Below are 14670 nucleotides of genomic sequence, written 5' to 3'. Positions count from 1 at the left end.
GTGAGGCAACGCGGCGAACCGCCGGTACGTTCCCGGGGTCAGGCAGGGGATCGGCCGGACAGGCCGCTTCGCTGCCACTCGCGGGGCGTCACACCGTAGGCCGCCCGGAAGGCACGGCTGAAGTGGCTGGGGCTCACGAACCCCCAGCGCCGGGCGACGGTCGCGACCCCGTGTCCCAGGGCCGGGGACCGCAGTAGGTCCTTGCGGCACCGTTCGAGGCGCTGGGTCCGGATCCACTCCCCCACCGTGACGCCCTCCAGCTGGAACAGCTTGTGCAGGTAGCGGACCGACATGAAGTGCGCGGCGGCGATCCCCGGCGGGGACAGGCCGGGGTCGGAGAGGTGGCGCAGGATGTGGTCCTGGACGCGCACGAGGGTGGCCGCGGCGGTCTCCGGAGCCTGGGGGGTGAAGCGGCCGCGGCGCTCGTTGATCAGCAGCGCCAGCAGGTCGAGCGCGGTGGCGGCGAACTGACGGCCCGCGACGGCGTCGAACCCGGCCGCTTCGCGGGCCAGCTGAGCGAAGTAGGTCGCCACCAGCGCGGCACCGCCCTCCCGGCCGGAGAAGGCCGTGGCGGTCATCGCCCGCAGATCGTCGTCCCGCACGCGGAGATCCTCGCGAGGGAAGTGGAAGGAGGTGAAGGAGAAGCTGTCCTGCACCTTCTTGCGGAACAGCCGGGAGGAGTCCGAGAGGGAGAAGTCACCCGGGCCTATCCGGGCCTCCCTCCCGTCCTGCTCTTTGATGGAGCTGCCTCGCTGCTGAAGGGTGAGGATGAGGAACTCCTTGCCGTCCCTGGCGATCAGCCGTCTGCTGCGCGTCACGACCTGCGGGCCCGCCTGGACGTGCGCGATCCGTAAGGAGCCCAGCTCGTTGCTGACGATCCTTCCGGGTGACGGGTCCTTCTCGAGGAGGCGCACATCGAGCGGGATGAAGGTGTGTGACACGGCGTGGTGCCAGCGCTCCCCGCGGTCGGCCGCCGACAGTGACGCGGTGCAAAGGACGACGGCCACCTGATTCCCCTCCGGGCACGGTCAAGGGACGGCAGCTCGGTTCCGCTGCCGTCCCTGACGATGTCACCACCCCGGCCGAGGGCCGTCCAGGAAGAATCGGAGGAAGAATTCGATCACTCCTGCTCGGTCACTTCTGCAGGAATGCGAGCAGTGCCGCGTTGACCTCCTCCGCGTGGGTCCAGAGCAGACCGTGCGGGGCGCCCTCGATCTCCACGTAGTCCGCGGCCGGGAGGGCCTTGTGGAACTGCCGCGCCGTCCCGTCCACCGGCAGGATGCGGTCGCCGGTGCCGTGCAGGATCAGGGCGGGCACGTCGATCGCCGGGATGTCGGCCCGGAAGTCGGTGTACCAGGTGGAGGGCGCGGCGGACGCCGCGAAGAAGCCGCCGCCCGCGGCGACGTTCCAGCTGTTGCGGACAGCCTCCTCGCTGATCCTGGTGCCGAGGTTCTCGTCGAGGTTGTAGAAGTCGTTGTAGAAGTTCGTGTAGTACGCGTACCGGTCCGCCTTCACGGCCGCGACGATCTCGTCGAAGAACTCCTTCGGGGCGACCCCGCCCGGGTTGTCGTCCGACTTGAGCAGGCAGGGCTCCAGCGACGCGAGGAAGGCGACCTTGGCGACCCGGCCGGAGCCGTGGGCCGACACGTACCGGGCGACCTCGCCGGTGCCCATCGAGAAGCCGACGAGGACGGCGTCGCGCAGGTCGAGGGTCTCCATCACGGTGTTCAGGTCGGCCGCGAAGGTGTCGTAGTCGTAGCCGGTCGTCGGCTGGGAGGACTGCCCGAAGCCGCGCCGGTCGTACGTGATCACGCGGTAACCGGCGTCGAGCAGTACGGCGCTCTGCCGCTCCCAGGAGTGCCCGTCGAGCGGGAAGCCGTGGATGAGGACGACCGGCTGCCCGGATCCGTGGTCCTCGTAGTACAGGTCGATGGCGGTGGAGTTCTCCTGGCCCACGGTGATGTACGGCATGCGCTGCTTCCTCGTTTCGGGAGGGCGGGTGGAAGGGATGCGGCCACGCTAGGCCGGTGGCCGGGCGGGCGGTTGCCGTGCAGCGCACGACTCCTTGACCGGGCGCGCACTCCCGTCAGTCTGCAACAGGAGCGGAAAGGTTTGCCGTCATGACTCCGCAGGAAACGGGCCTGGTCCGCCCTTCTCATTGACGGGAATGGCACGGAGTGAAAATCTCGGGGCGTGCAGGTGACAATTCGAGAGGTCGCACAGGCGGCAGGCGTCTCCCCCTCCACCGTGTCCCGGGCGCTGGCGCCGGACGGGACCGTGAGCGCGGCCACCCGGGACCGGGTGCAGGCGGCGGCCGACCGTCTCGGCTACCAGCCGAACCGCGCGGCCCGGGGGCTGATCACCGGGCGTACCGGGGCGGTGGGCCTGATCGTGCCGGATCTGCTGAACCCGTTCTACGCGGAGGCCTGCAAAGGCGCACAGGCCCGGGCCCGGGGGCTCGGTCACTCGCTGATCGTGAGTGACGCCGAGCGCGACGAGGGCCTCGAGATGGACGCCATCCGCACGCTCGCGCCGCAGGTGGACGGCATCGTGCTGACCGCGTCCCAGCTGAGCGACGAGGAGCTGGGATCGCTGGGCCGGCTCACCGCCAAGCCGGTGGTGCTGCTGCATCGCCGGGAGCCCGGCTTCCCGAGTGTCACGGCCGACCTGGTCGAGGGGATGACGGATGCCCTGACGCATCTGCACGCGCTCGGCCACCGCCGGATCGCCTACGTGGGCGGCCCCCGCAGCACGTGGGAGGCGCGGGAGCGGGCGGCCGGGGTCGAGGCGATGGCACAGGGCGGCACGATCGATCTCGTGCGGGTGGGCAGCGTGGCCCCGCACTTCGACGGGGGCATCACGGGTGCGGCGGACGTGGTGCTGGCCAGTGGGGCGACCGCGGTGGTCGCGTTCAACGACATCGTCGCCTTCGGGCTGATCAGCCGCCTCACCGCGCGCGGGGTCCGGGTCCCGGACGACATGAGCGTGGTGGGCTGCGACGACATCGCCCTGTCCGGCATGGCCGCACCCCCGCTGACCACGGTCTCGGTACCCAAGGCACACGCCGCGCGAGCCGCCGTGGACCTGCTGTTCCGCACCCTCAGGACACCCGAGGTGCAGGGCGAGCAGCCGATGCAGCGGGTACTGCCGACCCACCTCGTCGTCCGCGGTTCGACGGCGGCACTGACGAAACGCTGAACCGGGCCGCGTCGCTGCTCAGCCCTGCGGCACGCTCGTGTGGAACTTGTCCCACATCTCGCTCGCCGCCGCCCGTACTTCGGACTTGCCGAAGATGATGTCCTGGTAGACGCGCCGGAACTCGTTCTTGTCCTCGTCCGCGCCGGAGGGGGCCGGGGGCAGGGGCGGTGCGAGGTCGCCCCGCACGTCGTCGACGTAGCGGGCGATGACCCGGTCGCCGCCGGTGAGTTTCGGTGCGAGCCGGTCGAGGTTGCGCTGGTTGGGCGGCAGCCCGCGGACCACCCCGAGCACCTCGGCGGCCCCGGGGTCGTTGACCAGGAAGTCGATCAGCAGGGCGGCCTCGCGGCGGTGCGGGGAGGTGCGCCGGACGCACAGTGAGGACGAGGCCGCGACGGCCATCCCCGGCGGCGCCGAGGCCGACACCGTGGGGAAGGGGATCGGGGTGACCTCGCCGTAGGTCTCCCAGTACGACGTGCCGGAGGACGTGATCTGGAACTCGGCGGTGGACAGCTTCCGCACGAGCGCCCGGTCACCGGCCCCGCCGCTGAGCGAGGACGCGGTGACGGGCGGCGGCGTGAAGACCCCCTTGTCCAGCAAACGCTCCATGAGCTCCCAGTAGCCGCGCAGATCGGCCTCGGTGAAACCGGTGGAGCCGTCGCCGGTGTAGAGCGACTTGCCACGCTGCACCAGCCAGACGTGGAAGCACTCGACGTAGCCGCCGAAGTCGGTCAGCGGTGAACGGCCGGGCACGACCCGCTTCAGCTTCGGGCCGACGTCGGTCAGCAGGTCGTCCCAGGTCCAGCCCGACTTCGGGATACCGACACCGGCCTTGCGCCACAGCGCGGGGTCGATGAACAGGGCGGTGGTGGCGACGCCCGTCGGGATGCCGACCAGTTTCCCGTCGACCTGGCCGGTCTGCTGGAAGAGACGGGGGATGCGGCTGCGGGAGATCGCCGAGAACCGCGGCTCGGCAAGGTCCGCGAGGACGTCACGGTCCGCGTAGGTGCGCAGGTAGGCGACGTCCATCTGCATGACGTCGGGGCCGCCGCCGGCCGCGACCTGGGTGGCGAGCCGCTGGAGGTAGGCGTCGTACCCGGCGTACGAGGTGGCCACCCTGATCTTCGGGTGGCGCCGCTCGAAGAGTCGCACGGCCTTCTCGGTGGCCAGGTTGCGGTCCTCGGAGCCCCACCACTGGAAGTCGAGCGTCACCGTGCCGTCGGCGGAGACATCGCGCGCGCCGCAGCCGGCGGCGGCCGAGGCCACCGGCAGGGCCGCGAGCGAGACCAGCAGACGTCGGCGCGACAGCCCCGTGGTCGGGAGCGGGGACGGGGAACGGCGTGCTGGAGACATCGCGGCCCTTCGGTCAGCTGGAGTGCAAACGTTGCCACTCTGTTTCCGGTTGGCCGGGAAGCTACGCCCCCTGCGAGGACTCCGTCAATCGGGCCGACCGAATTTGACCTGCGGAGTGAAGGCTCGGCGGAGGGAGGCAGACAGGTTCACCCGACCTCTTGCCGACTGAAAACAACGCATGCAATCGTTGCCACCCGTTGTCCAGCCCCGCCGTGCAGGAGGGCTCCGATGAGCCAGGCGACCGCTCCGCCCCGTCCCATGCCGCCGCCGAGCGGCGCCCTCCCCGCCACGCGGCATCCGGGTCGGCGCCGCCGTTCACAAGCCTTGTCGGGTCATGTGTTCCTGGCGCCCTGGCTGATCGGCACCCTGGTGCTGACGCTGGGTCCGATGGTGATCTCGCTGTATCTGTCGTTCACCGACTACGACTTGTTCTCCCGGCCCCGCTGGGTGGGTCTGGCGAACTACCGCTACATGCTGGAGGACGACCGGTTCCTCAGCTCGGCCGGCGTCACCCTCAAGTACGCGCTGGTCGGTACCCCGTTGAAGCTCGCCGCCGCGCTCGCCGTGGCGCTGCTGCTGAACCGGGCGAGCCGTGGGGTGGGCCTGTACCGGGCGGCGTTCTACGCGCCCTCGCTGCTCGGCGCGAGCGTCAGCGTCGCCCTGGTGTGGCGGGCGTTGTTCGCCACGGACGGTGCGACCGACCGTTCGCTGGCGTTCTTCGGCGTGCACGTAGGCGGCTTCACCGACAACCCTGACTACGCCCTGTATCCGCTCGTGCTGCTGACGGTCTGGCAGTTCGGCGCGCCGATGGTGGTGTTCCTGGCGGGGCTGAAGCAGATCCCGAAGGAGCTGTACGAGTCGGCGTCGCTGGACGGCGCGGGCCGGATGCGGACGTTCTTCTCGATCACGCTGCCGATGCTGTCCCCGGTGCTGTTCTTCAACCTGGTGCTGGAGATCATCCACTCCTTCCAGGCCTTCACCCCGGCGTTCGTGATCAGCGGCGGTACCGGAGGCCCGTCGGACTCGACGCTGCTGTACTCGCTCTACCTCTACCAACAGGCCTTCGCGAGCTTCCACATGGGCTACGCCTCGGCGATGGCATGGGTACTGCTGGCGGTCATCGCGCTGATCACATACGCCGTCTTCCGCAGCGCCCGGCTGTGGGTCTTCTACGCACAGGAGGACGCGTCGTGACGACGACCGCGGCATCCCCCGCTCCCGCTCAAGCCCCGGCCGGGCGCGCTCCGCTGCGCACCGCTGCCTGGCACGCCGTCTGCGTGGTGATCGGGCTCGTCCTGCTCTACCCGGTGCTGTGGCTGCTCACCGCGTCGTTCAAGTCCGGGGAGGAGGTCATCTCCAACCTGAGCCCGATTCCGAAGGTGTTCACGCCGGGCAACTACACCGAGGCGGTCGACGGTGTCAGCGGCCTGACGCTGTGGAGGCTGTTCGGCAACTCGCTGCTCGTCTCCGTCGGCACGGTGATCGGCAATGTCCTGTCCTGCTCGCTCGCCGCCTACGCCTTCGCCCGGCTCCGCTTCCGCGGCCGGGGCCTGTACTTCGCGCTGATGATCGGCACTCTGATGCTGCCGGCGCACCTGATGCTGATCCCGCAGTACGTGATCTTCCAGGAACTCGGCATGGTCGGTACGTATCTGCCGCTGATCCTGCCGAAGTTCCTCGCCACGGAGGCGTTCTTCGTCTTCCTCGTCGTCCAGTTCATCCGGTCCCTGCCGGCCGAGCTCGACCAGGCGGCGGCGATCGACGGCTGCGGCCCGTACCGCACCTTCTGGCATGTGATCATGCCGCTGCTCAAGCCGGCGATCGTCACGACGACGATCTTCTCCTTCATCTGGAGCTGGAACGACTTCTTCTCCCAGGTGATCTACCTGGTCGAGCCGGAGACCTACACCCTCCAGCTCGGGCTTCGGATGTTCGTCGACATGGACGGCAGCGCCATGTTCGGCCCGATGTTCGCGATGTCCGTCCTCACGCTGGTTCCCGTGCTGTTGTTCTTCCTCGCCTTCCAGCGGCTGCTGGTGGAGGGCGTGCAGACCACCGGCCTGAAGGGCTGAGAGGACAACCCGCCATGACCCGTACGTGGTTCGCCCGCTTCGCCGACTGTCTGCTGCTCGGAGTACTGCTGCTGCTCGCCTCGCTGCCGGTGGTCACCGCGTTCCCGGCGCTGGTCGCGGGCTGCGCGGTGCTGCGCGAACAGGCCGGTGACGGCGAGGGGGTGACGGTCAGGCACTTCCTGAAGCGGTTGCGTGCGGTGCTGGCCTCGGGCCCCGCCGTGTGGGCCGTGCCCACCGCCGTACTGGCGCTGCTGTGGCTGGACACACTGGCTCTGGAGGCCCGCGGCTCCGGGCCCGGGCTCGCCTTCGCCGTGGCCACGGCGGTCCTCGCGGCACTGGCGCTGCGCTGCGCCGCGGCCTGGCGGGAGGGAACGCGCTGGCGTACGACCCTGGCCGTCGTGTTCCGGTCGGTGCCGCGGCATCCGCTCGCGCCCGGCCTGCTCGCCGGGGCCGTCGGTGCCGCGGTCGTGCTGCTGGCCCTGACTCCGGTTGTACTGTTCGTCGTCCTCGGCCCGCTGGCCTTCGCCGCGACGGCGGCGGACGCCTGGCGGCCCGTGACTCCCTGAGCCACCCCGCACGTTCCTTTCCACCTCAACCGAAGGAGACCTGCATGTCGTCCGACACCGCACGCCGCCGAGCCGCCGTGGTCGGCCTGGGTGCCCGCGCCCGGCTGTTCACCCAGGCGCTGGCCGGTCCCTACGCGGACCGGTTCGAACTGGCCGGCTTCTGCGATGTCAACTCCCACCGCATGGCGGTCCACAACACCTGGATCGCGGACGCCCACCCGGGCCTTCCTCCCGTACCGGCCTACGCGGCCGAGGACTTCGAGGAGATGCTGCGCCGCGAGCGGATCGACCTGGTCGTGGTCTGCACGGTGGACCACACCCACGACCACTACATCGTGCGGGCCCTGGAAGCGGGCTGCGACGTGGTCACCGAGAAGCCCATGACCACCGACGCCGAGAAGGCCCGCCGTATCCTGGAAGCGCAGCGGCGCACCGGGCGCGAGGTCCGGGTCGCCTTCAACTACCGCTACAACCCGGCGCATTCGGCCGTACGGGAAGTCATCTCCTCGGGCGAGATCGGCGAGGTCGGCTCGGTGCACTTCGAGTGGCTGCTCGACCTGCGGCACGGCGCCGACTACTTCCGCCGCTGGCACCGCGACAAGGCCAACTCCGGCGGCCTGATGGTGCACAAGTCCACCCACCACTTCGACCTGGTCAACTGGTGGCTGGGCACCCGTCCCGAGACGGTCTTCGCACAGGGCGGCCTGTTCTTCTACGGCGACGAAGCGGGCCGGCGACGCAACCTCGCCCAGGAGTACGACCGCGCTCATGGTTCCCCGGCCGCCGAGGCGGACCCGTTCGCCGTACACCTCTCCGACTCCTCCGTGCTCAGCGCGCTGTATCTGGACGCGGAGGCGGAGGACGGCTACCACCGCGACCAGAACGTGTTCGGGCCCGGGGTGACGATCGAGGACGACATGGCGGTGCTGGTCCGGTACGCCACCGGCGCGAGCCTGACGTACCACCTGACCGCGTACTCCCCGTGGGAGGGCTACCGGGTCGCCTTCAACGGCAGCCGGGGGCGCCTGGAACTGCTGGTGGAGGAGTCGACGTGGACCCGCCCCCGGGTGCGCGTGAACGGCTCCGACCCGGTCCTGCACGGTGCCGAGGCCGAGGACACCGCCGGACGTACCGAGCTGCTGCTGCGCCCCTTCTGGGAGGAGCCACGCGCGATCGAGGTGGCGAGCGGCGAGGGCGGACACGGCGGCGGTGACGTACGCATGCTGGAGGACCTGTTCGGCACCCGGGCCCCGGACCCCCTGCACCGCGCGGCGGACGCGGCGGACGGCGCCCAGTCCCTGGTCACCGGCCTGGCCGCGAACCGCTCCTTCGAGACCGGACTCCCGGTGCGGACACGGGACTTGCTCTCCTCTGGCTGATCGCACACGCACCGCGCCGCCCGTCCGTCCCCGGCGTGACACCATCGGCGGCATGGATGGATTCTTGACGCCTGAGCAGATCGAGGCCCGCAAGTCCCGTGCCTTCGCCGCCGCCGTCGCCGCGGGTCGGGACCTGGGGCTCACGGTGTCGGACGCGACGGTGATCTACGACGTGTTCTCCGTCGTGGTGCACCTCGCTCCGTCGCCGGTGGTGGTGCGGGTACCGACCGTCCTGCCGTCGTACTCCGACCCCGGCTACCAGGCGGAGCGGCAGCGACTGGAACTCGATGTCGTGGCGTGGCTCGCGGAGCAGGGCCGCCCGGTGATTCCGCCGAGTCCGCTCGTGCCGCGCGAGCCCGTGCGGCGCGACGGTTTCTCCATGACGTTCTGGCAGTTCGTCGAACTGGACCAGAGCGTCGAGCCGGATTACGCGCACAACTCCGCTCTGGTCGCCGATCTGCACGCCGCCCTGCGCGAGTACCCCGGCGAGCTGCCGTTCCTGTCGGCGGCGGAACCGCGGTTCGTCTCCGAGGGGCTCGCCGTGCTCGAAGGGCGGCCCGACCTCCTGGAGCCGGCCGACCTCGACCGGGCGCGGCGCGAGTGGGAGGTCCTGGAGCCTGTCGTCAGCTCACGCGCGGCATTCGAGGCGGCGTTCCCCGGCATCGAGTTCCAGCCGATCCACGGGGACTCCCCCGCCGCCAACATCGTCTCCGCGACGGACGGCGAGCTGTACTCCGACTTCGAGCTGGCCACGCTCGGCCCGGTCGAGTGGGACCTGGCGGCGCTGGGCCCCGAGTGCGAGGCCGCGTACAACACGGCCGCCGGGCGCCGGGGTCTGCGGCGGCTGGACGAGGGCGTGCTGCGCGTCGTCAACGCCGTGGGCATGTCCCGCGCGGTGGCCTGCCTCGCCCTCGCCCCGCAGCTGCCCCTGCTCGTGGAGGCGCTGAAGCCGGCGGTCGAGCAGTGGCGGACGATGCCGTTCGCGGGCGGTCTGGGCGCTGAGTGACCGAGGCCCTGCTCACTCCGGCAGGGGCCGGTCGTCGACCACGTGTTTCATGACGAGGGTGGACGTCAGCCGCTGGATGCCGGGGAGGCGGGCGAGCTGCTGGTCGTAGAGCTGCTGGAAGGCGGCGAGGTCGGTGGTGGCGACGCGCAGGAGGTAGTCGGGGTCGCCGAACAGGCGCTGGGCCTGGAGCACGTGCGGGACGGCCGCCACTCCCTCCTCGAAGGCGGTGACGGTGTCGGCGTCCTCCCAGCGCAGGGTGACGAAGACGAGGGCCTCGAAGTTGAGGCCCACGGCGACCGGGTCGACGACCGCGCGATACCCCCGGATCGCGCCCTCGCGTTCGAGATCGCGCAGGCGGCGGTGGCAGGGGGAGACGCTCAGCTTCACGCGCGCGGCCAGCTCGGTGACCGTGAGGCGGCCGTCCAACTGCAGCTCGGTAAGAATTTTCCGGTCCAGGGCATCCATGGAGAAGATTCTGCCCCACATCGCGCGATCATGAAGTAAAGAAGGGAACACTTTCGGGCAGATCCGACCTAACCTTCCTCTCGCAACACTGCACGTGAGAGGGGCCCATCCATGGACACGACGACGCTGGCGGCATTCCTGGCAGTGGATCTGCTGCTGATATTCACCCCTGGCGCGGACTGGGCCTACGCGATCTCGGCGGGTCTTCGGGACCGGTCGGTCGTGCCGGCGGTCGCCGGGCTGGTGGCCGGATACGCCGGGTACACACTGCTCGCGGTCGCGGGGCTGGTGGTGATCGTGGCGAGCTCGGGGACGCTGCTGACCGCGCTGACCTTGGCGGGGGCCGGCTATCTGGTGTGGCTCGGCTGGGGCGTGCTGCGGCAGCCGGCCGTCCTCACCACCTCCGAGGTGGAGGCGGTCCCCTCCGGATCCTCCCGGCTGCGGACCATGCTCAGGGGGGCCGGGATCTCGGGCCTCAACCCCAAGGCCCTGCTGCTGTACTTCTCGCTGTTCCCGCAGTTCATCGACCCGGCGGGCGGCTGGCCGGTCGCCGGGCAGACCGGCCTCCTCGGCACACTGCACATGACCGCCTGCGCGGTCGTCTATCTCGCCGTCGGCGTCCTCGCCCGCACCGTCCTCAGGACCAGGCCCTCCGCCGCCCGGGCCGTCACCCGCGTCTCCGGTGCGATGATGATCGCCATCGGCGGTCTCCTGCTCGTGGAACGCCTGGCCGGCTGACGAACCCCGCGCACCGCACCCGGCACCAGCCTCGAAGGATTGGATGTTCATGGCCCGGCCGGCCGGCCGGGCGCGACGGCCGTCCGAGAGGACCTGCATTCGAGACGGCGTGGACGATGCCGGGAGCCTCGGGGCAGTCGAGGGTCAGGACCTGCTCGGTATGGGGTGACGTGCTCATCAGGGCACCTCCGCGCCACGGAACTCGCTCATCGCGTCGATGAGCCAGCGCCCCAGGTGGTCGGCGAACGAGGAGCGCGGGAGCAGGTGGTAGGCGGGAGCGTCGTCTAGCTGCCGGAGCAGCACCGGGACCGGGCCCACCGTGGTCGACACCGCCCGGCCCGGTCCGAAGGCCCGGGGATGCAGGTCCAGGGGGCAGCCCTTCTCCAGCACTTGGCGAGCGGACGGGCCGCGCAGCTCCAGCGTGGTGCGGTTGGCGGAGACGTCCACGACCGAGCCCGGGTCCGACCCGAGCGCCTCCCGCAACTCGGCGGTCAGGGCGGTCCCCTCGGCCCGGGAGATGACGAGCCACTCGTCGGGGCCGAGCCAGACGGCCGTGTGCGGGCCGGACGCGGTGGTGTGGCCGCACTCGCGCGGGAGTCGCACCCCCAGGGTCTTCTCGATGCGCCCGGCCGTCCCGGAAGCGGGGTCGAGGCGCACGTTCACCATGGTGAGGAACGGCCGCTCCCCGAGGGTGACGCCCCGGGCTCCGGTGACGGCGGCGGCGCGCATCCGGTCCTCCAGATGCGCGAGAGGACTTCTGCGCAGGGCCACCGGGCCTGTGTCGTTCGTCGGCTCAGCCATCTCGCTTGGTCCCTTCGGGGTCGTAGAGGACGCAGTCGGCCACCTCGACGGGCACCAGGTCCTCGCCCACCGGAGCGAGCAGGGTCGCGCCGATCCTGGCCCGCCCGTCGGCGACGAGGGCCAGGGCGAAGGGGCGGCCGAGGGCCGGGCTGTGGTAGCTGGAGGTGACATGGCCGAGCATCGGCACGGGCACCGTCTCCAAGGAGACGTCCGGCGCGACCAGTTGGGTGCCCTCGGGCAGCCGGGTCGTGCGGTCGGCCGGCAGCAGCCCGACCAGTTGCTTGCGGTCGGTGCGGGAGGTGTCGGCGCGGGAGTAGGACCGTTTTCCGATGAAGTCCTTCTGCTTGGAGACCACCCAGGACATGCCCGCGTCCTGCGGGGTGACGGTGCCGTCGGTGTCCTGGCCGACGATGATGTACCCCTTCTCGGCGCGCAGGACGTGCATGGTCTCGGTGCCGTAGGGGGTGATGTCGTACGGCCGGCCGATCGCGTCCACCTCCTCCCACACCGCGAGGCCGTACCACGCGGAGACGTTGATCTCATAGGCGAGTTCGCCGGAGAAGGAGATCCGGCAGATGCGGGCCGGGATGCCGGAGGCCAGGGTCGTCTCGCGGAAGGCCATGAAGGGGAAGGCCTCGTTGGACAGGTCGACGTCGGGCGCGAGATGGGCGACGATCTCGCGCGACTGCGGGCCCACGACGGCGATCGTCGCCCACTGCTCGGTCACCGAGGTGCAGTGCACGTCGAGTTCGGGCCACTCGGTCTGCAGCCACTCCTCCAGCCAGTCCAGGACTCCGGCGGCACCGCCGGTCGTGGTGGTCATGAAGTAGCGGTCGTCGTCGAGGCGGAGCGTGACGCCGTCGTCGAAGATCATGCCGTCGGGCTTGCACATCACGCCGTAGCGGGCCGTGCCGGGCTTCAGCTTCTTGAAGGCGTTGGTGTAGACGCGGTTGAGGAACTCGCCCGCGTCCGCGCCCCGGATCTCGATCTTGCCGAGGGTGGAGGCATCCATGAACGCCACTGACTCGCGGGCCGCCCGGCACTCCCGGGCCACGGCCGTGTCCATGTCCTCACCGTGCTGCGGGTAGTACCGGGGGCGCTTCCACTGCCCGACGTCCTCGAACTCCGCGCCGTGCGCGACATGCCAACTGTGGATGGACGTGGTGCGCTCCGGGTCGAACAACTCGCCGCGCTCCCGACCGGCCAGCGCGGCGAAGGCGATCGGCGTGTACGGCGCCCGGTAGGCAGTGGTGCCGATCTCGCCCGGCGCACCGCCGAGGATCTCGGCGATCACCCCGATCGCGTTGACACCGGACGTCTTGCCCTGGTCGCCCGCCGTACCGAGCGAGGTGTAGCGCTTGACGTGCTCAACGCCCCGCATCCCGGCCCCGGTCGAGCGCAGGACGTCGGCGACGGTGACATCGCGTTGCAGGTCGACGAAGTGGGTGTCCCAGGAGTCAGCCGGTACCAAGGAGTCACCCGGCACCAGCCACAGGGCGCGCACCTCGGACCGCGCCGGCTCGGACGGAGCCTGCGGCACCCGCACCGGGAACCCGGCCTCCGTCGCGGCCCGCGCACCCGCCCGCGCTCCCTCGGCCAGGCAGCCGTCGAGGCCGTACGACCCCCGCGCCGCCCCCACGACCTGCTGATCCCGTACGGCGCCCTCGGGGACGAACGCCACCAGCTCCTCGTCCCAGCGCAGCCGCCCCTGCCGCTGGCTGTGCAGATGCACCACCGGGCTCCACCCGCCCGACACGGCGAGCAAGTCGCAGTCGAAGGACTCCGGTTCACCCCCGTCGAGGGCCCGGACGGTGACACCGGTGATCCGTCCGTCCCCCTCGGTCCCGACCACGGCACTGCCCGTCAGCACCCGCGCCCCGGTCGCCGCGGCGACCTCGGCGGCCCGGGGGGACAGCCCGGCGCGCGCGTCCACGACGGCGGCGACGGGGATGCCCGCGCCGTGCAGTTCGGCGACCGTGTCGTAGGCGCTGTCGTTGGTCGTGCTCACCACGGCCCGCGAACCCGGTGCCACGGCATAGCGGTTGAGGTACGTCCGTACGGCACCGGCGAGCATCACCCCGGGCCGGTCGTTGCCGGCGAAGACCAGGGGTCGCTCGTGCGCGCCGGTCGCCAGGACCACCTGACGGGCCCGGATGTGCCACAGCCGCTGCCTGGAGACGCCTTCCAGCGTTCCCAGGTGGTCGGTGCGCCGCTGGAGAGCGAGCACATAGTTGTCGTCGTAGGAGCCGAAGGCCGTGGTGCGGGTCAGCACGACGACCTCGGGGGCGGCGTCGAGGGCCGCCCGGACGTCGGCGACCCACTCGGTGCGGGAGAACAGCGAACCGCCGGGCTCGGGCCGGTCGTCGACGAGGATCACCCGCGCACCGGAACCGGCGGCGGCCGCGGCGGCCGCGAGTCCGGCCGGTCCGGCGCCGACGATCAGGACGTCGGTGTGCACGTACTTCTTGTCGTAGACGGCGGGGTCGGGGGTCGGGTCGAGCCGGCCCATTCCCGACAGGGTGCGGGCGGACAGGCCGTCGTACAGCTCCACCGTGGTCGCCGGGAGCATGCCCTCCGAGCAGGGGCCGTCGAGCTGTACCAGGGCGTTGGGTTCCTCGGCGCCCGCGGCGACGATGCCGCGCGGGCGTCCTCGGTAGAGGGACGGGGCGACCTCGACGAGGCCGTTCGCCAGCAGGGCCGAGGCGAGGGTGTCGCCGGGGTGGCCGGTCAGTTCCCGGCCGTCGACAGTGAACCGCAGCACGGTGCCGCGGTCGACACGGCCGCCCCGCGGGAGCCGGAAGCGCTGGTCGGTCATCGGGTCCCTCCGGGACGGGGCTCGTCGAGGCGGTACGAGGTCAGCACCTCGTGGGTGGCGGTGTCGCGCAGGACGTTGAACCAGCGGCGGCAGCCGACGGCGTGCATCCACCGTTCGGCGAAGGGGCCCTTGGGGTTGTCCCGGTAGAAGACGTACGCGGCCCACTGCTCGTCGGTGAGCTCGCCCGGGCTCTCGGGGTGGGGGACGTGGGCCTGGCCGCCGTAGTGGTACTCGGTCTCGTCGCGCGGACCGCACCAGGGGCAGGTGATGAGCAGCACGG

14 protein-coding genes are annotated in these 14670 nt (G+C 71.0%); 7 read left to right on the top strand and 7 right to left on the bottom strand.

The features are described from left to right. Positions 1-38 precede the first annotated feature (38 nt). Positions 39-1007 (bottom strand): AraC-like ligand-binding domain-containing protein, encoded by a 969-nt coding sequence (locus ACZ6I3_RS08775; RefSeq protein ID WP_469412941.1) that lies wholly within the window; start codon positions 1005-1007, stop codon positions 39-41. Positions 1008-1134: 127 nt separating this feature from the next. Then, a complete protein-coding gene (locus ACZ6I3_RS08770) occupies positions 1135-1971 on the bottom strand; it encodes an alpha/beta fold hydrolase (protein ID WP_391107904.1) in 837 nt (278 codons plus the stop codon). A gap of 228 nt (positions 1972-2199) precedes the next feature. Here ACZ6I3_RS08770 and ACZ6I3_RS08765 point away from each other — a divergent pair, with 228 nt between their 5' ends. Beyond that, positions 2200-3198: a LacI family DNA-binding transcriptional regulator gene (locus ACZ6I3_RS08765; RefSeq protein ID WP_469412939.1), complete on the top strand. Its 999-nt coding sequence runs from the start codon at positions 2200-2202 to the stop codon at positions 3196-3198. Between the two features lie 18 nt (positions 3199-3216). On the opposite strand, the gene ACZ6I3_RS08760 is transcribed toward ACZ6I3_RS08765, so the two are convergent. Next, on the bottom strand, positions 3217-4548 hold the full coding sequence (locus ACZ6I3_RS08760) for an ABC transporter substrate-binding protein (RefSeq protein WP_469412937.1): 1332 nt from the start codon (positions 4546-4548) through the stop codon (positions 3217-3219). 228 nt (positions 4549-4776) lie between these two features. Between ACZ6I3_RS08760 and ACZ6I3_RS08755 the strand changes: the two genes are divergently transcribed. Genes ACZ6I3_RS08755 through ACZ6I3_RS08735 form a run of 5 tightly spaced genes read left to right on the top strand, consistent with a single transcriptional unit; the run spans position 4777 to position 9571 of the window. Further along, positions 4777-5742, top strand: a complete 966-nt coding sequence (locus tag ACZ6I3_RS08755) for a carbohydrate ABC transporter permease (RefSeq protein ID WP_469412935.1) — start codon at positions 4777-4779, stop codon at positions 5740-5742. Then, complete coding sequence (locus ACZ6I3_RS08750; RefSeq protein ID WP_469412934.1) at positions 5739-6620, top strand: carbohydrate ABC transporter permease; 882 nt, start codon at positions 5739-5741, stop codon at positions 6618-6620. Before ACZ6I3_RS08755 ends, ACZ6I3_RS08750 begins: the two co-directional genes overlap by 4 nt. Positions 6621-6634: 14 nt before the next feature. Next, positions 6635-7186 (top strand): DUF624 domain-containing protein, encoded by a 552-nt coding sequence (locus tag ACZ6I3_RS08745; RefSeq protein ID WP_469412932.1) that lies wholly within the window; start codon positions 6635-6637, stop codon positions 7184-7186. 44 nt (positions 7187-7230) lie between these two features. Continuing rightward, a complete protein-coding gene (locus ACZ6I3_RS08740; RefSeq protein ID WP_469412930.1) occupies positions 7231-8565 on the top strand; it encodes a Gfo/Idh/MocA family protein in 1335 nt (444 codons plus the stop codon). A 52-nt stretch (positions 8566-8617) separates the two neighbouring features. Then, the gene (locus ACZ6I3_RS08735) at positions 8618-9571 is read left to right on the top strand and encodes a phosphotransferase (protein WP_469412928.1); all 954 of its coding nucleotides are present in this window, start codon (positions 8618-8620) and stop codon (positions 9569-9571) included. A 12-nt stretch (positions 9572-9583) separates the two neighbouring features. On the opposite strand, the gene ACZ6I3_RS08730 is transcribed toward ACZ6I3_RS08735, so the two are convergent. Then, complete coding sequence (locus ACZ6I3_RS08730; RefSeq protein WP_184599130.1) at positions 9584-10036, bottom strand: Lrp/AsnC family transcriptional regulator; 453 nt, start codon at positions 10034-10036, stop codon at positions 9584-9586. A 111-nt stretch (positions 10037-10147) separates the two neighbouring features. Here ACZ6I3_RS08730 and ACZ6I3_RS08725 point away from each other — a divergent pair, with 111 nt between their 5' ends. Beyond that, entirely contained in the window at positions 10148-10774 is a 627-nt protein-coding gene (locus ACZ6I3_RS08725; protein WP_469412927.1) for a LysE family translocator, read from the top strand. A gap of 177 nt (positions 10775-10951) precedes the next feature. On the opposite strand, the gene ACZ6I3_RS08720 is transcribed toward ACZ6I3_RS08725, so the two are convergent. From ACZ6I3_RS08720 to ACZ6I3_RS08710, 3 genes are read right to left on the bottom strand one after another with little or no spacing between them, the layout of a single operon-like run. Further along, positions 10952-11575, bottom strand: a complete 624-nt coding sequence (locus ACZ6I3_RS08720; protein ID WP_469412925.1) for a sarcosine oxidase subunit gamma — start codon at positions 11573-11575, stop codon at positions 10952-10954. Continuing rightward, entirely contained in the window at positions 11568-14390 is a 2823-nt protein-coding gene (locus tag ACZ6I3_RS08715; RefSeq protein ID WP_469412924.1) for a sarcosine oxidase subunit alpha family protein, read from the bottom strand. The genes ACZ6I3_RS08720 and ACZ6I3_RS08715 overlap by 8 nt, the downstream gene beginning before the upstream one ends. Beyond that, a complete protein-coding gene (locus ACZ6I3_RS08710; RefSeq protein ID WP_469412923.1) occupies positions 14387-14668 on the bottom strand; it encodes a sarcosine oxidase subunit delta in 282 nt (93 codons plus the stop codon). The genes ACZ6I3_RS08715 and ACZ6I3_RS08710 overlap by 4 nt, the downstream gene beginning before the upstream one ends. Positions 14669-14670 lie beyond the last annotated feature (2 nt).

The sequence above is a fragment of the Streptomyces sp. NPDC041940 genome (genome assembly GCF_055589465.1).
This window is presented reverse-complemented; position numbering and strand designations above follow the sequence as displayed.